The 18,887-nt window shown below is 73.5% G+C and carries 16 protein-coding genes and 2 tRNA genes; 7 read left to right on the forward strand and 11 right to left on the reverse strand.

All coding sequences use genetic code 11. The features are described 5' to 3' along the window. Window positions 1–34 precede the first annotated feature (34 nt). Together QQX09_RS09045 and QQX09_RS09050 are read left to right on the forward strand one after the other, a co-directional pair. Window positions 35–988, forward strand: a complete 954-nt coding sequence (locus tag QQX09_RS09045) for an NAD-dependent epimerase/dehydratase family protein (RefSeq protein ID WP_301133685.1) — start codon at window positions 35–37, stop codon at window positions 986–988. Window positions 989–1,093: 105 nt separating this feature from the next. Then, a complete protein-coding gene (locus QQX09_RS09050) occupies window positions 1,094–1,753 on the forward strand; it encodes a TetR/AcrR family transcriptional regulator (RefSeq protein WP_301133687.1) in 660 nt (219 codons plus the stop codon). Window positions 1,754–1,799: 46 nt separating this feature from the next. Here the strand turns inward: QQX09_RS09050 and QQX09_RS09055 are convergent. From QQX09_RS09055 to QQX09_RS09085, 7 genes are all read right to left on the reverse strand, one after another. Next, window positions 1,800–1,886, reverse strand: a tRNA-Ser gene (locus QQX09_RS09055). Between the two features lie 77 nt (window positions 1,887–1,963). Then, window positions 1,964–2,051: transfer RNA gene (locus tag QQX09_RS09060), tRNA-Ser, on the reverse strand. 20 nt (window positions 2,052–2,071) lie between these two features. Beyond that, complete coding sequence (locus QQX09_RS09065; RefSeq protein WP_301133689.1) at window positions 2,072–2,491, reverse strand: PIN domain-containing protein; 420 nt, start codon at window positions 2,489–2,491, stop codon at window positions 2,072–2,074. Between the two features lie 141 nt (window positions 2,492–2,632). Further along, window positions 2,633–3,235, reverse strand: coding sequence for a GTP-binding protein (locus QQX09_RS09070; RefSeq protein WP_301133692.1), 603 nt, complete (start codon window positions 3,233–3,235; stop codon window positions 2,633–2,635). After that, window positions 3,216–3,614, reverse strand: coding sequence for a DUF742 domain-containing protein (locus tag QQX09_RS09075; protein WP_228372746.1), 399 nt, complete (start codon window positions 3,612–3,614; stop codon window positions 3,216–3,218). The genes QQX09_RS09070 and QQX09_RS09075 overlap by 20 nt, the downstream gene beginning before the upstream one ends. A 2-nt stretch (window positions 3,615–3,616) precedes the next feature. Beyond that, window positions 3,617–4,057 (reverse strand): roadblock/LC7 domain-containing protein, encoded by a 441-nt coding sequence (locus tag QQX09_RS09080; protein WP_301133696.1) that lies wholly within the window; start codon window positions 4,055–4,057, stop codon window positions 3,617–3,619. A 63-nt stretch (window positions 4,058–4,120) separates the two neighbouring features. Continuing rightward, window positions 4,121–8,806, reverse strand: a complete 4,686-nt coding sequence (locus QQX09_RS09085; RefSeq protein WP_301133698.1) for an ATP-binding protein — start codon at window positions 8,804–8,806, stop codon at window positions 4,121–4,123. A gap of 173 nt (window positions 8,807–8,979) precedes the next feature. Between QQX09_RS09085 and QQX09_RS09090 the strand changes: the two genes are divergently transcribed. Continuing rightward, window positions 8,980–9,942: an NAD(P)H-quinone oxidoreductase gene (locus QQX09_RS09090; RefSeq protein ID WP_301133972.1), complete on the forward strand. Its 963-nt coding sequence runs from the start codon at window positions 8,980–8,982 to the stop codon at window positions 9,940–9,942. Between the two features lie 4 nt (window positions 9,943–9,946). Here QQX09_RS09090 and QQX09_RS09095 read toward each other — a convergent pair whose 3' ends face one another. Continuing rightward, window positions 9,947–10,801: an HAD family hydrolase gene (locus QQX09_RS09095; protein WP_301133702.1), complete on the reverse strand. Its 855-nt coding sequence runs from the start codon at window positions 10,799–10,801 to the stop codon at window positions 9,947–9,949. A 76-nt stretch (window positions 10,802–10,877) separates the two neighbouring features. After that, window positions 10,878–12,149: a serine--tRNA ligase gene (gene serS / locus QQX09_RS09100; RefSeq protein WP_301133705.1), complete on the reverse strand. Its 1,272-nt coding sequence runs from the start codon at window positions 12,147–12,149 to the stop codon at window positions 10,878–10,880. 38 nt (window positions 12,150–12,187) lie between these two features. Between serS and QQX09_RS09105 the strand changes: the two genes are divergently transcribed. Then, complete coding sequence (locus tag QQX09_RS09105; protein ID WP_301133707.1) at window positions 12,188–13,525, forward strand: diacylglycerol/lipid kinase family protein; 1,338 nt, start codon at window positions 12,188–12,190, stop codon at window positions 13,523–13,525. Window positions 13,526–13,558: 33 nt separating this feature from the next. On the opposite strand, the gene pheA is transcribed toward QQX09_RS09105, so the two are convergent. Both pheA and QQX09_RS09115 read right to left on the reverse strand, forming a co-directional pair. After that, on the reverse strand, window positions 13,559–14,491 hold the full coding sequence (gene pheA, locus QQX09_RS09110; protein WP_301133709.1) for a prephenate dehydratase: 933 nt from the start codon (window positions 14,489–14,491) through the stop codon (window positions 13,559–13,561). Beyond that, entirely contained in the window at window positions 14,488–15,363 is an 876-nt protein-coding gene (locus QQX09_RS09115) for a glycosyltransferase (RefSeq protein WP_301133711.1), read from the reverse strand. The genes pheA and QQX09_RS09115 overlap by 4 nt, the downstream gene beginning before the upstream one ends. Window positions 15,364–15,491: 128 nt before the next feature. Here QQX09_RS09115 and pgm point away from each other — a divergent pair, with 128 nt between their 5' ends. From pgm to QQX09_RS09130, 3 genes are read left to right on the forward strand one after another with little or no spacing between them, the layout of a single operon-like run. Next, window positions 15,492–17,165 carry a phosphoglucomutase (alpha-D-glucose-1,6-bisphosphate-dependent) gene (pgm, locus tag QQX09_RS09120; protein WP_301133713.1) on the forward strand — a complete coding sequence of 558 codons (1,674 nt, stop codon included), beginning with the start codon at window positions 15,492–15,494 and terminating at the stop codon, window positions 17,163–17,165. Between the two features lie 57 nt (window positions 17,166–17,222). Next, window positions 17,223–18,041 (forward strand): LppM family (lipo)protein, encoded by an 819-nt coding sequence (locus QQX09_RS09125; protein WP_301133715.1) that lies wholly within the window; start codon window positions 17,223–17,225, stop codon window positions 18,039–18,041. Further along, the gene (locus QQX09_RS09130) at window positions 18,038–18,886 is read left to right on the forward strand and encodes an LppM family (lipo)protein (protein WP_301133716.1); all 849 of its coding nucleotides are present in this window, start codon (window positions 18,038–18,040) and stop codon (window positions 18,884–18,886) included. Before QQX09_RS09125 ends, QQX09_RS09130 begins: the two co-directional genes overlap by 4 nt. Window position 18,887: the final 1 nt, after the last annotated feature.

Consider the following 18,887-nt stretch of genomic DNA (forward strand, 5'->3'; position numbering starts at 1 on the left):
GATGACCGACATGTGGCAGGGACGATCGTGCCTGGTGACAGGCGGAGCGGGGTTCGGCGGCAGCCACCTGGTCTCCGAGCTGGTGAGCAGAGGGGCGCAGGTCACCGTCATCGACCGCGACCCGATCGAGGGCAAACCCCTCGAGGACATGGGTGTCGAGGACGACATCACGTTCGTGCTGGGCGACCTGCGTGACGATGCGCTCGTCCAGGATGTGGTGGCGGATGGCGAGTTCGACGTCGTCTTCCACCTCGCCGCGGACCCGATCATCATGAACAGCCTGAGCAAGCCCGCATCCGTGGTCGACGACAACGTCCGCGCCACCACGCTCGTGCTCGAGGCTTGTCGCACCGCAGGGAACGACCCCGTGTTCGTCTTCGCGTCGAGCGGCGCCTACTACGGCGACAGCTTCGAGCCCGAGCCCATCCCCGAGACCCGCGAGCCGCGGCTCGCGTCGAACCTCTACGGGCCGTCGAAGATGGCGGCGGAGATGATCGTGCGCGGGTACGGCACCACCTTCAAGATCCCGCACGCCTCGTGCCGGTTCATGAACACGTACGGACCGGGCGACCGCCATGCCTCGCGTCTGGTGCCGCGCGCGTTGTCGCAGCTGGCGGCGGGAGACGGCTACGACTTCGGGGACCGCGACGACGGCTCCACCCGGCTCGACTTCCTGTACGTGGGCGACATGGCGCGCGCCTACATGAGCGCGGCCGACTACCTCATCGCCGGGGGCGAGTCCGGGGCCTTCAACTTCGGCAACTCGACGCTGAACTCGGTGCGCGACGTCGCGGAGCGCGCGAGCCTCGCCTACGACGGCATCGCACGGGAGCCGCAGTTCCGCGGCGTGCGCACCGGCCCCCCGCGTCAGCGCCGCCTCGACGTGACCAAGGCGAGGGACGTGCTCGGATGGACCGCGTCGACTCCGCTGGACGAGGGTCTGGCGAAGACGGTCGCCTGGTTCCGGGCGGGCGTGCCCGCCTCCTGAGCTCCCTTCCCGGCGCCGACGTCGGGTTCCCGGCCGACGACCAGCGTCCGTGCTGGCGTCGGGCTACAGTCGAAGGACCGGGACGACGGCGTTCGGGAGGCGGCGATGACGCACGACACGGGCATCGAGGGACCCGCCGGAGGACGTCTCCGGCTCGAGCGGGACGAGCACGCGCTCGCGACGGCGGCGCTCGACGAGATCACGCAGCGGGGGTGGCGCGAGGGCTCCCTCGCGCGGGTCGCGGAGGCGGCCGGCATGACCCCCGCGCACGCCTCGCGGGTCTACCCGGACGAACGCGAGCTGCTCATCGACGTCCTGCGGCTGCGCGACGACCTGGGCATCGAGCTGCTCCCCGAGACGCCGCGCGACGGCCGCGGCATGCTGCAGGCCTTCATCGACATCGCCCGCTTCGGCACCGAGACGCCCGGCACGATCGAGCTGTTCGGCACGCTCGCCACGGCGGCGACCGCGCCCGAGCATCCGGGCCACGAGTACTTCCGCGCGCGCTACGCCTGGCTGCGCGGCCTCCTGGTCGACGCGCTGCGCGAGCTGGAGGAGGAGGGCGAGCTCAAGCGTCGCTGCGATCCGCAGGGCGTCGCCGCCCAGGCGATCGCGCTGCTCGACGGGCTCCAGATCCAATGGCTGCTCGACCGCGACGTGATCGACGTCGAGGGCCTGCTGCGGTCCTTCCTCGACCGCAACCTGCACGAGCCGCTCGAGCCGGCCCGGCCCATCGTCGCTCCCCGGACGAGCGCGCCGGCCTGAGCCCGGACGCGCGGAAGGCCCCGACGGTGTCGGGGCCTTCGTGAGGCGGAGACGGTGGGATTCGAACCCACGGATGAGTTGCCCCATCACATCCTTAGCAGGGATGCACCTTCGGCCGCTCGGTCACGTCTCCTGGGCGCGCGGGCCGGGGACCAGGGTACCGGTCCCGCGCGGTGCCGGGCAACGCGCGCCCTGCGCGCGCCGCGGCGGCGGAGAGTGTGGGATTCGAACCCACGGAGACGGGTTACGCCTCAACGGTTTTCAAGACCGTCACCTTCGGCCGCTCGGTCAACTCTCCCTGCCCGGACGAGCCGGGCGTCAGCCATTGTGCCAGCCCGGGACCAGGCCCGGGCTCAGCACCTGCAGCTCGTAGAGCTCGGCGGCGCGCGCGAGCTCCGCGTCGTACGTGAGGATCGCGTGGATCTCGGGGTGCGCGACCGCGGCGCCGAGGTGGAGGGCGGCGAAGGGCTTGAGCACCGCGACCGCGTGCGTCGACACCGACACGTTGTGCTCGGAGAAGCGGATCACGGGGATCGAGCTGCGCACCATCTCGACCACGTCGAAGGCCTTCGCCTTCTGCTCCCGCGGGTACAGCTCGGCCGCCTGCCGCAGCTCGGTGAACCCCAGCTGCGTAGTCGCGAGCTCGTGGATGCGCGGGACCGCGAAGTCGTTGAACTCGTCGAAGTAGCGCACGCCCGGCAGGAACCGGCACAGCGCGGAGCCGTCGACGTAGATCACGGTAGAAGGGTACTGCCGTACGCGCGGACGCCCCGCGCATCGTCCCGTGGCGAGGGACGATGCGCGGGGCGCCGGCGGCCGGGAATGGGAGAGCCCCCGCGATGCGGGGGCTCTCCCTGCCTCAGCTGGGGTCGGTGGGGTTCAGCGGTTGCGGATGCGACGCATCGCGAGCTGGACGACCGAGATGAGCGCCTGCTTGGTGGCGGCCTTCTCGCGGGCGTCGGTGTACATGACCGGGACGTCGGCGGAGATGCCGAGCGCCTCGCGCACGTCCTCGAGGGTGTGGCGGGCCACTCCGTCGAAGCAGTTGACGCACACGACGAACGGGATGCCGCGGCCCTCGAAGTAGTCGACCGCCGGGAAGCACTGGTCGAGGCGCTCGGTGTCGACGAGCACGACGGCGCCGATCGCGCCGCGCACCAGGTCGTCCCACATGAACAGGAAGCGGTCCTGGCCGGGCGTGCCGAACAGGTAGAGCCACAGGGAGCCCGGCAGCGCGATGCGGCCGAAGTCCATGGCGACGGTGGTGGTGGTCTTGCGGTCCGTGACGCCGCCCGCGTCGTCCACGCCGACCGAGTGCTCGGTCATCGCGGCCTCGGTGTTGAGCGGGTCGATGTCGGAGATCGAGCCGATGAAGGTCGTCTTGCCGACGGCGAAGCCGCCCGCGATGACGATCTTGACGACGGTAGGCGCGGTGGTGGCCGCCGGCGCGGCGACGGCCGCGTTAGAGGGCTGCGATGCCATCGAGGACACTCTCCAGGAGACTGAGGGACAGGCCGCCGGACGCATCGTGCGTGGTCGCGTCGTCGGCCGTGCCGCCTACGTGGATCTTCAGATAGTTGACTTCGGCAAGATCCGTCACCAGCACCCGGACCACACCCAGCGGAAGGCGGGTGTGGGCCGAGAGCTCGGCCACGGACTGGAACTGACCCTGAGCGAGCTGCAGGATCTTCTTCTTCTCCGGGGTGAGCCCGGAGGAAGCCTGGGGATCGGCCGTCGCCTCGACCAGCGCCTCCATGGGGAGGTCCTTGCTGGCGGCGCTCACGCGCCCGCCGGTCATGGCGTACGGACGGACCGTGTACGCCTCTTCCTCGCCGTCGTGCGGCATCGTGGCATCGGTCATGATCAGACCCGGGTCTGGCCGTCCGTCGGCAGGTTCTGCCGCATCTCGGTGATGAGCTGCGGCGTGAGGGCGTTCTCGAAGCGCGAGACGAGCAGGGTCATCTCGTAGCCGACGAGGCCCACGTCGCAGGTCGAGTCCGCCGCCACCGCGAGCACCGAGCCGTTGGAGACGCTCATGAGGAAGAGGAACAGCTCGTCCATCTCGACGATGGACTGGCGCACCTCGCCCGCGGCGAGCTGGCGGGCCGCGCCGCGCGTGAGGCTCGACATGCCGGCCACGATCGCGGCGAGGGTGTCGCCCTCGGTGCGGTCGAGGTTCTTCGACATCGCCATGAGGAGGCCGTCGGCGCTCACCACCAGCGTGTGGCGCGTGCCGGGCACGGACTCGACGAAGTTGTCCAGGAGCCACCCGAAATTGGTGGCCTCGGTGCTGAGGGCGGTCACTTGTGCTCCTTGTGGGTGGTGCGGGGCCGGTGGGCCTGGGGGGTGTCGTGGGTGGTCATGGGGCTACTCGTTCACGGGCTGCGGGGACGAGTGGAGGTCGAGCTCGGCGGCGTCGGTGCGGGCGCGCTGCGTGCCCGAGTAGAAGCTGCTGAACCGGCTGCGGACGGCCTCCGCGTCGCGCTCCTTCGGCGACAGGGTGACCTCGTCCTCGAGCGGCTGGGCCTCGACGGGCTGCTCCTCCGTGCGGCGACGCTTCTGCAGGCCGGCCTTGGTCTTCTCGACCTTGGGGCGGGAGGCCGACAGGGAGCTCAGCTCGGAGAACACCGCGCGCTGCAGGTCGGCGTCGTCGTCCCAGGTGCGGCCCGACGAGTGCTCGGTGTCGAGCACGGGCTCGTAGCTCGTCGCGGCGGTCTCGTCGGTGGCGGCGGCCAGCGCCGAGGCGCCGGCGGACTCCCATCCGTGCGCCTCCGCGAGGTCCTCCGGGGTGAACTGCTGCGGCTCGGGGCGGAAGAGCTGCGACTCCGGCATGTCCGCGTAGGACGCGTCGGCCGGCTCGGGCTCGAAGGACTGCGCGCGCACGGGCTCGGGCGCCGGCTCGGGCGCCGGCTCCGGCTCGGGTGCGAGCTCGGGCGTCGGGGCGGGGGCCGCGGGCACCGGGGGCGCGTACGACCACTCGACCTCGGCGCGGGCCTCCTGCTCGCCCGGCTCGAACGCCGCGGGCTCGAACGAGGTGGGCGTGGCCGGCGCGGCCACGGGCTCCTCGACGACCGGCTCGGGCTCGGCGGGTGCGAAGGCGGCGGGCTCGTCCTGCGGCGCGGCCGGGGCGAACGCCGCGGGTGCGGGCTCCGGCTCGGCGGGCACGGGGGCGGCGGGGGCGAACGGTGCGCGAGCCGGCAGCGCCGCCTGCGGGGCCGTGTCGTCGTCGCGCTTGCCGCGCCCGAAGAGCCGTCCGAAGAAGCCGGACCGGCCGGACTCCTCGCCGGACGCCTGGGCGATGATGTCGTCGAGGCTCGGGTGCGCCGCCTCGGGCGCGGTGTACGGGTCCTCGAGCGCCACGTCGGACACGCCGGCGTCCTGCTCGTCCTGGGGCGCGTACGGCGCCGGCTCGAGGGCGGACTCGTGGGCGGCGGCCGCCGCGGCGAAGGCCGCGGCGTCCATCCACGGGGCGGGCTGATCCACCTGAGGCTCCGGCTCCGCCTGGGCCGCGACGGGCTCGGGCACGACGGGCTCGGCGTCCGGCTCGAGCGCGGGCTCGGCAGCGGAGGCCCACGGCGCGGGCGGGGTCCACGGGGACTCGGCGGGCTCGGGCAGGTCCACCTGGGTGACGCTCGCCCACGGCAGCGCGGGCGCGTCCTCCTCGAGCGCGGGCACCTCGTCGGCGCCGCCGTCCTCGGGCTCGAGACCCGGGATCGCGAGGGGAGCCTCGGCGTCGGGCGCGGTCTCGGGCTCGAGGGCGACCTCTGGCAGGGCCTCGGGCTCCGCCTCGAGTGCCGGAGCGGGCTCGGCAACCGGCTCGGCGGTCGTCTCCGGAGCGGGCGCAGCGAAGGCGGCGCCGTACGGCGAACGGGCGAACGGCGAGGCCGGCGTGAGGCGCTCTGCCGTCACGACGGGGATCTCGGCGGTGGCCAGCTTCGGCATCGAGAACGTGGGCAGGGCCGGCACGGCCGGCTCCTCGACGGGCTCGGGTGCCGCCTCCTCGTGCGCGACCGGCGCATCGTCCTGCGGAGCGGCGGCGGCAGCCTCGTCCTCGTCGGGGGCGAGCGCGACCGGCTCGATCACCGCGGGCTCCTCGGCCGGCTGCTCGGCCGGCGCGTCGTCGCGGTTCATGGTCTCGGACGCCCGACGGATCGCATCGAAGGCGGCGAAGGCGCCTCCCGCGGCGCGGGTCGGCAGCGCGGGCGCCTGCTCCTCGGCGGCCTCCACGGGCTCGCCGAGAGCGTCGGCCATGACCGGGGGCACCGCCTCCGGCAGCGGCTCGGCGGGCGTGCCCTCCTGGGCGTCGCGACGGGAGTGGAAGCCGCGGAACATCGACGCGCGCTCCTCGGGCGTCTGCGGCGCCACCTCGGCGGCCGCGACGGTCGGGGTGAAGGCCGCGGCCTCCGCGTCGAGCGCGTCCAGCTGGTCCGCGGTCGCGCGCACCGGGAGGCCGATGACCTGGGTGCGCTCCTCGGGCTTCTCGGCCGCCTCGGCGGCCGGCTCCTCCGCGCGGCGGCGACGCGTCGGCAGGCCGCCGGTCGTCGTGCCGGAGGTGAGGTCCGGGGCGATGGCCTCGGCGACCGGCGCCGCGGCGGCGTCGGCGGCGATGAGCGCCTCGATGCCCACGGGGAGCGGGATGGAGTCGTCGTCCTCGACGGGCTCGTCGGCGGCGCGTCCGGACAGGCTCGCACCCTCGACGACGGTGGTGGGGGCGTACGCCTCGACCTGGGGGGCCTCGGCGCGCGGCTCCTCGACCACCGGGGCCTGGACGGGCTCCTCGACCGCCTCGAACAGCGAGGACGGCAGCAGGACGGTCGCGACGGTGCCGCGGCCCTCGACCGAGGACACGGCGACCTGCGCGTCGAGGCGGCGGGCGATGCGGCCGACCACGAAGAGGCCGAGACGCTGGGCACCGAGGATCTCGGAGGCGGCGGACGACTGCACGCGGCTGTTCGCCTCGGCGAGCTCGGGCACGGTCATGCCGATGCCGGTGTCGACCACCTCGACGGTGAAGCCGGCCTCGGTGCGGCCGGTGCGCACGATGACGCGCGAGCCCGGGTCGGAGAACACCGTGGCGTTCTCGAGCAGCTCGGCGAACAGGTGCGCGGCGGTGAGGGCCTGGTGGCCGTGCATCGCGGGGTCGACCACGAGGTCGAGGTCGACGCGCTCGTAGAGCTCGATCTCGGACGATGCGGTACGGATGACGTCCGACAGCGGCATGGGGCGGCGCAGGCGACGCCCGGTGTCGATGCCCGCGAGCACGAGCAGCGACTCCGAGTTGCGGCGCATCCGGGTCGCGAGGTGGTCGAGCGCGAACAGGCGCGTGAGGCGGTCCGGGTCGTCCTCCGTGCGCTCCATCTCGTCGATGCTCGACAGCTGGCGGTTGAGGAGCACCTGGTCGCGGCGGGCGACGTTGACGAACATCTCCGAGATCGAGCCACGCAGGGCGGCCTGCTCACGGGCGATCTCGATGGTCGCGGCGTTGACGCCGTTGAACGCCTCCGCGAGGCGTCCCACCTCGTCCTGCGACTCGACCGAGATCTGCACCTCGGAGACGTCGACGTCCTCGCCCGGCTGCGCGACGCGCTCCACCAGGCGGGGCAGCTCCTCACGGACCGCGGTCGCCGTCGTGGTGAGGCGGCGGAGCGGGTTGACGATGCGGCGGGAGATCGCGAAGGCGATCAGCAGCGAGCCGATGACCGCGCCGATGCCGATCGCCAGAGTGATGTACGTGGCACCGAGCGCGTTGCGGGTGTTCGCGGTGATCGCGCTCGTGGTGCGGTCCCACGCCTGGTCGCGGAGCGGGAGGTACTGCTCGAGCTCGAGCTCGACCTTGCCTGGCCAGTCGGCGGAGCGCGCCGTGACCAGCGACGAGTCGAGCCCGGTGAGGACCGAGTTCTGGATCGTCGTGAACGACGTACCGGTGGTCGATGCCGAGGCGCCGAAGTCGGGCACCTCGATCGGCGGCACGAGGCCCGCGCCGCGGGCCTGCGCCTCGTCGAGGGCGATCTTGGTGCGCTCCACGAGGGTACGGGTGCCCGCGATCTCGGCGGTGACGAACGAGCCCTGGCGGATGAGGCGCTCGAACACGTCGCCCTCGTAGCGGACGCGCTCGACGAGCATGTCGAGGGCCGCGTAGGCCTGGAGCGTCGCGACGATGTTGCGGTCGGGCACCGCGAGCGCGACGGCGTCGGTGGCGCCGACGAAGGTGTCGATGACCTCCGTGTAGTAGTTGAGGATCGTCGAGGTCGACACCTGCGCGGTGCGCACGCCGGCGCGGATCTGCGGCAGCGAGTCGCGCAGCTGGCTTCCGGCGGCCACGGATGCGAGCGCCGCGGCGTTCTCGTCGGTGGCGTCGACCTCCGCGGCCGCGGCCGCGATGTCGTCGAGGCCCGCGTCGACCTTGGGGAACGTCGCGTCGAGGGCGTCGCGGTACTCGAGGCTGTCCGAGTAGAGCGAGTGGGCGTAGGCGCCCTCCTGCTCGATGGCGTACGACAGCGCCGCGAGCGGGATGCCGAGGTCGAGGGAGCCGGGCGCCGCGTCGGCGGTCGCGTCGACCGCCTCCACCGCGTCGGCGTAGGCCGCGTCCATGGTGGCGATCTCGTCGGTGGACGGCATGACGAGCCAGCCACCCTCGGACTCGGGCGCGGAGATCTCGAGTGAGCGCGCGTCGGCGAGCATGCTCGCGTCGGATCCGCCCAGGGCTGCGTCCACGCTCGCGAGGACCGCGTCGGCGTCGTCGTCCTCGCTGCGGGCGACCGCGTCGGCGAGCGTCGCGTAACGTGCGGCGACCTCCTCGCGCGCTGCGCCCAGCTTGGTCGTGGTGTCCTGCAGGATGTGCACGAACCGCAGCGCGGCGGTGCGCTCGTCCTGAAGGTCGGCCTCCGTCTCGCGGGCCTGCCCCAGCGCGTCGATCAGCCTCTCGGCGTTCGAGTTCTCGCTGTAGTCGTTGACCGCGCTCAGGGTGATGTAGCTCACCGCCGAGACGAGGACGAGAACGGGCACCATGACGACGGCGAGGAGCTTTCCTCGAATGCCGAGCCTCTGAAGCATGGACCTTTCCCTCCCGAGCCGCCGCACCGGTGTGACGTCTCTGTGCGTGGAGTCAAGCGGCCGCTCCCCCGCTTTATCGGCCACACCTGGGGGAACATGAGCCATCGTCCACGCGCGATGTTTGTTGAGAGGATATGGGCGGCGCGCTATGACGGAGGAAATCGAAGAAAGTGATGAAGGCCACTATCGTCACCTCGCCCGGCGGTCCCGAGGCGTTGTCCCTGGAAGATGTGCCCGCACCGGTCCCGGACGCGGGCGACGCTGTGATGCGGATCACAGCGGCCGGCGTCAACAGGGCCGACGTCCTGCAGCGCGAGGGCCGCTACCCGCCGCCCGCGGGCGCTGCGCCGTGGCCCGGGCTCGAGGCGGCGGGCGTCGTCGAGTCGGCACCCGCATCGTCCCCGTGGAGGCCCGGCGACCGGGCATGTGCGCTGCTGCCGGGCGGCGGCTACGCCGAGCGCGTCGCCGTCGACGCCTCGCTGCTGCTGCCCATCCCCCGGGGCGTCACCGACGTCGAGGCGGCCTCCCTTGTCGAGGCCGCATGCACCGTCGTGTCGAACCTCGACGCGGCGGGCGCCCGGGCGGGCGAGACGGTCCTCGTCCACGGCGGCTCGGGCGGCGTCGGGACCGCCGCCCTCCAGATCGCCAAGGCCCGCGGGCTGCGCGTCCTCACCACGGCGGGAGGGCCCGCGCGGGTGGGGCGCTGCCTCGAGCTGGGCGCGGACGCGGCCTTCGACCACCGGACGGAGGACTGGGCGGCGGGCGTGCGCGCGCTCGGCGGCGCGGACATCGTGCTCGACGTCGTCGGCGCCGCCTACCTCCCGGCGAACATCAGGGTGCTGCGCACCGGAGGCCGGCTCGTGGTCATCGGCATGCAGCGGGGCAGCCGCGGCGAGCTCGACCTGGGCGCGCTGCTGGCCAAGCGCGCGTCCGTCATCGGCACGACGCTGCGCGCGCGCCCGCTCGCCGAGCGCGCCGCCATCGTCGCCCGGGTGCGGGAGGAGGTGTGGCCGCTCGTGCCCGACCGCGTCCGTCCCCTCGTCCATGCGACGTTCCCGCTGGCCGAGGCCGCCGCCGCGCATCGTGCGCTCGAGGCGGGCGAGGTCTTCGGGAAGGTCGTGCTGACGGTCGGCTGAGCGGCTACAGGACCGCGAGGCGGTCGGGATCGATGAGCCGGTCGAGGACCGTGAGGATGCCGTCCTCCTCGACCGAGCCGACGACCTCGTCCGCGGCCTCCTTGACGTGCTCCGGGGCGGTGCCCATCGCAGCCGAGGTGCCGGCCCACTGCAGCATGTCGATGTCGTTGTTGCCGTCGCCCGCCGCGACGGTGTGGTCCGGGTACACGCCGAGCTGGCGGCGCAGCGCCTCGAGGGCGGAGGCCTTCGACACCCCGGGCGGGGTGAGGTCGAGCCAGGCGGACCAGCCGACGGCGTAGGTGACGTCGCTGAGGCCGATGCGGTGCACCAGGCCGTCGAAGTGGGACACGTCGACGCCGGGCGCGCGGATGACGACGCGCGTCGCCTCGTCGTGGCACAGCTCGTCGAAGTCGGACACGACGCGCTGGCGGCCGATGAGCTCGCCGTCGGGGAACTCGCGGTTGACGAGGAAGCCGACGCCGAGGTCCTCGACCGCGTAGAACGCGTCGGGCAGCTCCTCGCGCACGAGCTCGAGGGCGGCACGCGGGTTGAAGGTCACCTTCTCGACGATGTCGTAGCCGCCGGGCGAGCCCGGGTTGAGCCTGACCGTCACGGCGCCGTTCGAGCACACCGCGAAGCCGCGGCGGATGCCGAGCTGCTGCGCGACGGGCAGCATCCCCAGCACGTTGCGGCCCGTCGCGAGCACGACGTGGTTGCGGCACATGCGGGCGCGCTCGACCGCGTCGACGACGGCCGGGGAGATCTCTCCTCCCCAGTGCATGAGCGTGCCGTCGATGTCGAGGCCGACGAGACGCCAGAGGTCCGGGGACAGCGGGGGACGCATCTCGCGGTCGTTCATGGGTCGACCCTACGTGGTGGGCCCGCCGGGACCGGCCACGCGCGGGTGACGGTCCGGTGAACGCGCGGGCCGCGGGTCAGCGCACCGGCTCCAGGCGCTCGAGGCCGCCGAGGTACGGGCGCAGGACCTCGGGCACGTGCACCGAGCCGTCGGCCTGCTGGTGGTTCTCGAGCAGCGCGACGATCCAGCGCGTGGTGCCGATGGTGCCGTTGATGGTCGCGACCGGCGTGGTGCCGTTCTCCACCCGCTCGCGCGTGTTGAGGCGACGCGCCTGGTAAGTCGTGCAGTTCGAGGTCGACGTGACCTCCATCCAGCGCTCCTGGCTGGGCAGCCACGCCTCGCAGTCGAACTTGCGCGCGGCGCTCGAGCCGAGGTCGCCCGCGGCGGTGTCGATGACCCGGTAGGGCAGCTCGAGGGCCTGGAGCATCTCCTCCTCGATCGCGAGGAAGCGCTCGTGCTCCGCGGCGGCGTCCTCGGCGTGCGCGTACGCGAACATCTCGACCTTGTGGAACTGGTGGACGCGGATGATGCCGCGGGTGTCGCGGCCCGCCGAGCCCGCCTCGCGGCGGTAGCAGGCGCTCCAGCCGGCGTAGCGCAGGGGCCCGTCGGAGAGGTCGACGATCTCGTCCGAGTGGTAGCCGGCGAGCGCGACCTCGGAGGTGCCGACCAGGTAGAGGTCGTCGCGCTCGAGGAAGTAGATCTCGTCCGAGTGCTTGCCCAGGAAGCCGGTGCCGGCCATCGTCTCGGGCCGCACGAGCGTGGGCGTGATGGTCGGGCTGAAGCCGCGGCGGTACGCGAGGTCCATCGCCGCGTTGAGGACCGCGAGCTCGAGGCGCGCGCCGATGCCGGTGAGGAAGTAGAAGCGAGCGCCGGACACCTTGGCGCCGCGCTCCATGTCGATCGCCTTGAGGCCCTCGCCGATGGCGAGGTGGTCCTGCACCTCGACGCCCTCGGCCGCGAAGTCGCGGGGCGCGCCCACGTGGCGCAGCACCGTGAAGTCGTCCTCGCCGCCTGCGGGGACGCCGGGCTCGGGGATGTTGCCCAGCGAGCGCGCGAGCTCGACCGCGCGCGCCGCCGCCGCATCGGCCGTCGCCTGCAGCTCCTTGACCTGGGCCGACAGCTCCTTGGTACGCGCGAGCAGCGCCTGCTTCTCCTCGCCCTGGGCCCGGGCGACGTCCTTGCCGAGCGACTTCTGCTCGGCGCGGGCGACCTCGAACTCCTTGAGCGCGGCACGGTTGGCCGCATCGGCCTCGAGCACCTGGTCCACGACCGCCGGATCGTCGCCACGGGACCGCTGGCTGTCCCTCACGACGTCGGGGTTGGCACGCAGGAGCTTGAGGTCGATCATGCCTGCCAGTCTATCGACGGCGGACGTAGGCTCTCCCCATGGCCCTCGAGACCACGATCGCGCTGATCGCGCTGCTGATCGCGATGAGCGCCCTGGTCCTGGCCGTGAGCGTGACGCGCCACATCGGCAAGCGCGACCCGGTCGCCGTGCCGAGGCGGTGGCGACGCCTGCTGCTCATCAGGCCGATGCCGACGATGGACCTGGGCGCGGCGACCGAGCGGTCCGATGCGCGCGAGCGCGTGGCGTTCATCGCGAACCCCACCAAGGACGGCGTGGCGGAGCTGCGCGAGCAGGCGCTGCGCGCGTGCGCGATCCGCTACCTGCCGCAGCCGATGTGGCTCTACACGACGGCCGACGACCCCGGCACCGGCGTCACGCGCGAGGCGATCGCGGCGGGCGCGGACCTCGTGGTCGCGGTCGGCGGCGACGGCACGGTGCGGGGGGTCGCGGAGGGCTGCGCGGGGACCGACGTGCCGATGGCGATCATGCCGATGGGCACCGGCAACCTCTTCGCACGCAACCTCGACCTGCCGCTCGGCGACACCGCGGCGCTGCTCCGCACCGCCCTGGAGGGCTCGGAGCGCCGGTCCGACGTCGGCTGGCTCCAGCTGGTCCGCACCCCGGATGGCGAGCTCGAGGACGAGCGCCACATCTTCCTCGTCATCGCCGGTGCGGGGCTCGACGCGGAGATGGTGGCCGGGGCGAACGACCGCCTCAAGCAGCGCATGGGCTGGGTCGCCTACTTCTTCGCGGCGGTGCGCCACCTGGGCAAGCGCATGGAGGCGCGCATCACCGTCGACGACGGCGAGCCGGTGACGAGCCGCATGCGCACGGTGCTGCTCGCGAACGTGGGCAAGCTCCCGGCGGGCATCCAGCTCATCCCGGACGCCACGTACGACGACGGCAGCCTCGACGTCGCGACGCTCGACGCGCGCGGCGGCATCGTGGGCTGGACGGAGCTGTTCGGCACCGTGGTCGCCCAGGGCGCCGGCATCCGCGAGCCGTGGCTGCTGCGGATCTGGAAGACGTCGCGCATCGACCACGTCCGCGGACGGACCGTCGACATCACCGTCACCGAGGCGCAGAAGGTCCAGGTCGACGGCGAGTCGCTGGGCCGTGCCACGCGCATCCGCGCCGAGGTCGACCCCGCGGCGCTCGTCCTGCGCGTGCCCCGCACGAGCGCACGCTCAGCCACCGGCGGGGACCAAGGGGAGAAGGCGGGCGCTGCGGGGGCCTCGGGGCCCTCGGGCGTGGCCGGAGTCCCGGATGCGGCGGGGCCGGGCGAGCCGACGGACTCCGCCACCGCAGACCCAGCGGATACCGCCCCTGCCGACGACGCGAGCGACGTGCCCGCCAGGGAGCCCGCGGGTTCCTGACCGGCGGCAGCGCGACGCGGCCGCGAGCCGACGTCAGTGACGCCCGGAGCGCAGGCCCTGGACCCACGTGCGCGCCTCGGCGAACTCCTCCTCCGAGGTTCCCGGGGTCACGGGCGTGGGGTACCCCGACGCGGCGGGGTACGAGCCGAGGAACACCACCACGGGGTTGGTGCGCTTGAGCCCGACGAGGGCCTCGGCGACGCGCGGCTCGTCGATGTGGCCGAGCGCGTCGACCGAGAACGAGTACTCGCCGGGGCGGTCCGAGCGCGGGCGGCTCTCGATGCGCGACAGGTTGACGCCGCGCGCCGCGAACTGCTCGAGCATCGCCAGCAGGGCGCCGGCACGGTCGTCGGGCAGATGCACCACGAGGGTGGTCTTGTCCGCGCCCGTGGCGTGGGGCACGGCGGTGGGGCGACCCACCTTGACGAAGCGGGTCGCGGAGTGCGGGTTGTCGGCGACGCCGGCGGCGAGGACCTCGAGGCCGAGCCGCGCGCCGAGACCGGGAGGCGCCAGCGCGGCGTCGAAGCCCGCGACGCCCTCGGCGAGCTCGCCCGCGGCGGCCGCGTTCGACGTGGCGGCCACCTGCACCGCGCCCGGCACGTGCTCGGCGAGCCAGCGCCGGCACTGCGCGAGGCCGTGCGAGTGCGCCGCGACGGCCCCGATGGACCCGACCGTCGTGCCCGGGCGCGCGACGAGCTCGAAGCTCACCGGCAGCACCACCTCGCCGAGGATGACGAGCGGGGCGCCGGTCGCGAGCGTGTCGAGCGTCGCGGTGACGCCGCCCTCGACCGTGTTCTCGATCGCGACCACCGCGAAGTCGACGTCGCCGGCGCGCACGGACGCGAGCGCCGAGAGGACGTCGATCGCGGGGACCATCTCGACCTCGTCGACGTCGACCATCGCGCGCAGGGCGGCCTCCGTGAACGTGCCGGAGGGTCCCAGATAGGCATACCGCGGCAGCGTCACGCGTCCTCCCTCGTCTCGGGGCCCTCGTCCGCGCCCGGTCGGAGGCGGTGGCCCACGGCGGTGCGGGCGGTGTCCACCCGGCCGCGGATGCGCCGCGCGCTCACCGCCGTCAGCACCTCACGGTACCGGTTGGCCCTGCCCATGGGGCTGCGGTCCTCGATCGAGGGACCCTTGTGCCGGATCTCGCACTCGACCTCGGTGATGGTGAGCCCCGCGTGGAGCACGTCGAGCGTCATCGCGGGCTCGAGCCCGTTGCCGCGCGCGAGCGGCATCGACGCCTCGAGCGCCTCACGCGTGAGGCAGCGGATGCGCCCGAGCGGCTGGCGGGGCGACCAGCCGGTCGCGCGCTCGACCGCCGCCCTGGCGATCTTGGACGGCACGCCGGGCGCGACCGCCTGCGCGTCCGTCAGCGCGACGGCGAGGTCGCACACCCCCTCGAGGACCGCGGGCACGAGCGGCGCCGCCCCGATCGCGTAGTGGCCGAGGTTGGGGTCGAGCAGCAGGACGGCGCGCGGCGTGCGGCCGGGCTCGTCGCGCATCGCGATGACCGATGCGCCGGTCTCGACCGCGGCGGAGCGGCCGCGGGTGTGCGAGTGGCGGATCACGACGGCGCCGGCGCGGCGCGCGAGCTCCTGGGTGTTGTCCGTCGAGCCGTCGTCGACGACGAGCACGAGGTCGACGCCGGGGATCGCGAGCGCGGCGCGCACCGTCGCCGCGATCCGGCGGGCCTGGTCGTGCGCGACGATCAGCGCGGCGACCGACGGCCCGGGCGGCGGGGGCGCGGCGGCACGGCCGCGCGCCCGGCGCGCGCGCGCCCGGGCCAGGGCGTCGGCGGACGCCTTCCGCGGCTCGGCTCCCTCGGCTGGTGACACGAGGCCCAGCCTAGTCACCCGTGACCCTCCCTGGTACCACCCTTTGCCTAGGCCTTACCCGATGCTGACCGTCCCGTGACGCGCGCGAGCCCTGGCACTCGCCCCTGGCGCGTGGAAGAGTAGGCCACATGCATGAGCGCGCTGGCACCCTTGCCCTTCCCGAGGACCTCATCGACGTCGACGCCCTGCTCGGCGACTACTACGACAAGGTGCCGGACCCCACGGTCGCGGGCGAGCGCGTCGCCTTCGGCACGTCGGGCCACCGCGGCAGCGCGTTCGACACGGCCTTCAACGAGGCCCACATCGTCGCGACCACCGCCGCCATCGTCGAGTACCGGACGGCTCAGGGATTCGACGGCCCCCTCTTCATGGGAAAGGACACCCACGCCCTGTCGGGCCCCGCCTGGGAGACCGCGCTCGAGGTGCTCGCCGCGGCCGGCGTGCGGGTGATGATCGACGCGCGCGGCGGCTACACGCCCACCCCCGCGGTGAGCCACGCGATCCTGGTCGCGAACGGCGCCACCTCGCCCGAGGGCCTGCGCACGTCGGGCCGCGGGCTCGCCGACGGCATCGTCATCACGCCGTCCCACAACCCCCCGCGCGACGGCGGGTTCAAGTACAACCCGCCGCACGGCGGACCCGCCGACACCGACGCGACGTCGTGGATCGCCAACCGCGCCAACGAGATCCTCGCGGGCGGGTGGAAGCAGGTGCCGCGCTTCCAGCTCGCGAAGGCGGTCGCCGCGGACACCACCGAGAAGTACGACTTCATGGCCGCCTACGTGCGCGACCTGCCGTCGGTCATCGACATCGACGCGATCCGCGAGGCGGGCGTGCGCATCGGCGCGGACCCGCTCGGCGGCGCGGCCGTCGACTACTGGGGCGCGATCGGCGAGGAGCACGGGCTCCAGCTCACCGTCGTCAACCCCACCGTGGACCCGCGCTGGGCGTTCATGACCCTCGACTGGGACGGCAAGATCCGCATGGACTGCTCGTCGCCGTCCGCGATGGCCTCGCTGCGCCGGCTCATGGAGGGCGACTCCGCGCCGTACGACATCGCGACCGGCAACGATGCGGACGCGGACCGCCACGGCATCGTCACCCGCGACGGCCTCATGAACCCCAACCATTACCTCGCGGCGGCGATCGCGTACCTGTACGGCGGCGCACGCCCGCAGTGGTCGCCCGACACCCGCATCGGCAAGACCCTCGTGTCGTCGTCCCTGATCGACCGCGTGGGAGCGGACCTGGGACGGCCGGTGCTCGAGGTGCCGGTGGGCTTCAAGTGGTTCGTCCCGGGCCTGCTGTCGGGCGAGGTCGCGTTCGGCGGCGAGGAGTCCGCCGGCGCATCGTTCCTGCGTCGCGGCGGCGGCGTGTGGACCACCGACAAGGACGGCATCCTGCTGTGCCTGCTCGCCTCGGAGATCACCGCCGTGACCGGCGCGTCGCCTGCGGCGTTGCACCGCGACCTCGTCGACCGCCTGGGCGAGAGCTGGTACGCCCGCGTCGACGCGGCCGCCTCCAAGGAGGAGAAGGCCCGCCTGGGCGCGCTGTCGCCCGAGCAGGTGCCCGCCACCACGCTCGCCGGCCAGCCCATCACCGCCAAGCTCACGGCGGCGCCCGGCAACGGCGCCAAGATCGGCGGGCTCAAGGTGACGACGGACGATGCATGGTTCGCCGCGCGCCCGTCCGGCACCGAGGACGTCTACAAGATCTACGCGGAGTCCTTCGTGTCGGAGTCGCACCTGGGCGAGGTGCAGGCCGCCGCGCGCGAGGTCGTGTCGGAGGCGCTCGAGGGCTGACGCCGCCCGGCGTGGCGCGCATGACATCGTCACCCCTGGTCTGACAGGGTGCTCCGCATGACGAACCGACTCCGCACCCTCGGCCTGGTCGCCGCGACGGCACTCGTGCTCACGGGCTGCCTCCGCGTCGAGATGTCCATCGCGCTCAACCCGGACGACACCGCCGACGGCAGCTTCCTCATGGCCATCGAGAAGGGCTCGGGCGAGGCCTTCGACGTGTCGGACGACGACCTGCTCGAGCAGTTCACGGCCGATTCCGAGGGCGACTTCGAGACCGGCACCGTCGAGCCCTACGAGGACGAGGACTACATCGGCACCCGTGTCTCGTTCGACGACGAGCCGCTGGGCTCGTTCGCCGGGGAGACGGACGACGACCTCGCGATCGTGCGCGACGGCGACGACTACGTGGTGTCCGGCTCGATGTCCGACGCGGAGGATGAGGACCTCGGCTCGCTTCCGGGCGCCGACATGGTGCTGAGCATCACGTTCCCCGGAGAGGTGAGCGAGCACAACGGCACGCTCGAGGGCACGACCGTCACGTGGGACCTCATGGACGCGCCCGAGGAGCTCGCGGCGCGGGGCTCCGCCTCGCCGCCCTCGGCGTTCCCGGTGTGGGCCTGGCCCGCGATCGGCGCGGGCGCCCTCGCGGTCGTCGCGATCGCCGTCGTGGCGGTGCTGCGCCGCCGGGGCGGCACGGACGAGAGCGCGGGGGACGATGCGGTGGTCCTTCCCGTCGAGACCGTCGAGTTCGTGCCGGGCCCGGCACCCGCGAGCACCGGCATGGACGCCCCGACCGCCGAGCTCCCCACCCCCGCGGATACGATCGAGACGGGGTCCGTCGAGGGCACGGACGGCGAGGAGGACCATCCGCGATGAGGAGGCTGGGTGCCGCGCTCGCCGTCGCGGCCGTCGCGCTCACCGGCTGCGTGCGGGTGTCGACCGAGACGACGTTCGGCGAGGACGACACCTTCTCCCAGCACGCGGTGATCGCGATGACGTCGCAGGCGCGCATGGTGCTCGACCAGCAGCTCGGGCAGCTCGCCGACCGGCTTCCGGAAGGAGTCGAGGCACCCGACGACACCCTCGACCCCGGCGCGCTGCTCGACCCGGACGCCGTCCTCGACCAGCTTGCCCCGCTCGAGGACGCCCACCCGGGTGCGGTCGAGGTCGCCCCCTACGAGGACGAGGACGGGCTCGAGGGCGTCGAGATCTCCATCACCGACGTTCCGTTCGACGCGCTGGACGATGCGGCGGGCGCCGCGCCCCTCACCGGCGGCACGGCCGTGACCCGCGACGGCGACGAGTACGTGGTCGAGCTCGCCACGGGTGCCGCGAGCGGCCTCGCAGCGGCGGGGGTGTCGACCGACCAGCTGGGGCTCGTCTCCGGCGCGGTCGACGTGGCGGTCTCCTTCACCTTCCCGGGCCTGGTGAGGTCCGCGAGCGCGGGCGAGGTCGAGGGCAACACCGTGATCCTCGGGCTGGCGGACCTGCTCGCGGCCGACGACATCCGCATCGTCGGCGGCGCCACCACCGAGCGGGACTGGGGCCCGCTGCTGCGCTGGGGCCTCGTCGCGCTCGGCGCGGTCGTGGTCGTCGGCGGCGCCGCGGCGCTCGTGGTCCAGGACCGTCGCCGTCGCCACCGCACCCACCTGCCGCCGCCGCGCGAGGGCGGCGAGGGCGGGCCGGGCACGCTCGACCGCGAGCCTCCGCCCGCCGCGTAGC

The organism is Demequina litoralis (assembly GCF_030418455.1).
In the GTDB taxonomy this organism is placed as follows: Bacteria; Actinomycetota; Actinomycetes; order Actinomycetales; family Demequinaceae; genus Demequina; species Demequina litoralis.

Bases quoted from the DNA above. Each gene is read 5' to 3' on its own strand.
- serS (WP_301133705.1), bottom strand. From the start codon at position 12,149: ATGATCGACCTCAAGCTCCTGCGTGCCAACCCCGACGTCGTGAGGGAC.
- QQX09_RS09085 (WP_301133698.1), bottom strand. From the start codon at position 8,806: ATGCTTCAGAGGCTCGGCATTCGAGGAAAGCTCCTCGCCGTCGTCATG.
- QQX09_RS09130 (WP_301133716.1), top strand. From the start codon at position 18,038: ATGAGGAGGCTGGGTGCCGCGCTCGCCGTCGCGGCCGTCGCGCTCACC.
- QQX09_RS09070 (WP_301133692.1), bottom strand. From the start codon at position 3,235: ATGGCATCGCAGCCCTCTAACGCGGCCGTCGCCGCGCCGGCGGCCACC.
- QQX09_RS09095 (WP_301133702.1), bottom strand. From the start codon at position 10,801: ATGAACGACCGCGAGATGCGTCCCCCGCTGTCCCCGGACCTCTGGCGT.
- QQX09_RS09075 (WP_228372746.1), bottom strand. From the start codon at position 3,614: ATGACCGATGCCACGATGCCGCACGACGGCGAGGAAGAGGCGTACACG.
- pgm (WP_301133713.1), top strand. From the start codon at position 15,492: ATGCATGAGCGCGCTGGCACCCTTGCCCTTCCCGAGGACCTCATCGAC.
- QQX09_RS09125 (WP_301133715.1), top strand. From the start codon at position 17,223: ATGACGAACCGACTCCGCACCCTCGGCCTGGTCGCCGCGACGGCACTC.
- QQX09_RS09050 (WP_301133687.1), top strand. From the start codon at position 1,094: ATGACGCACGACACGGGCATCGAGGGACCCGCCGGAGGACGTCTCCGG.
- QQX09_RS09105 (WP_301133707.1), top strand. From the start codon at position 12,188: ATGGCCCTCGAGACCACGATCGCGCTGATCGCGCTGCTGATCGCGATG.
- QQX09_RS09090 (WP_301133972.1), top strand. From the start codon at position 8,980: ATGAAGGCCACTATCGTCACCTCGCCCGGCGGTCCCGAGGCGTTGTCC.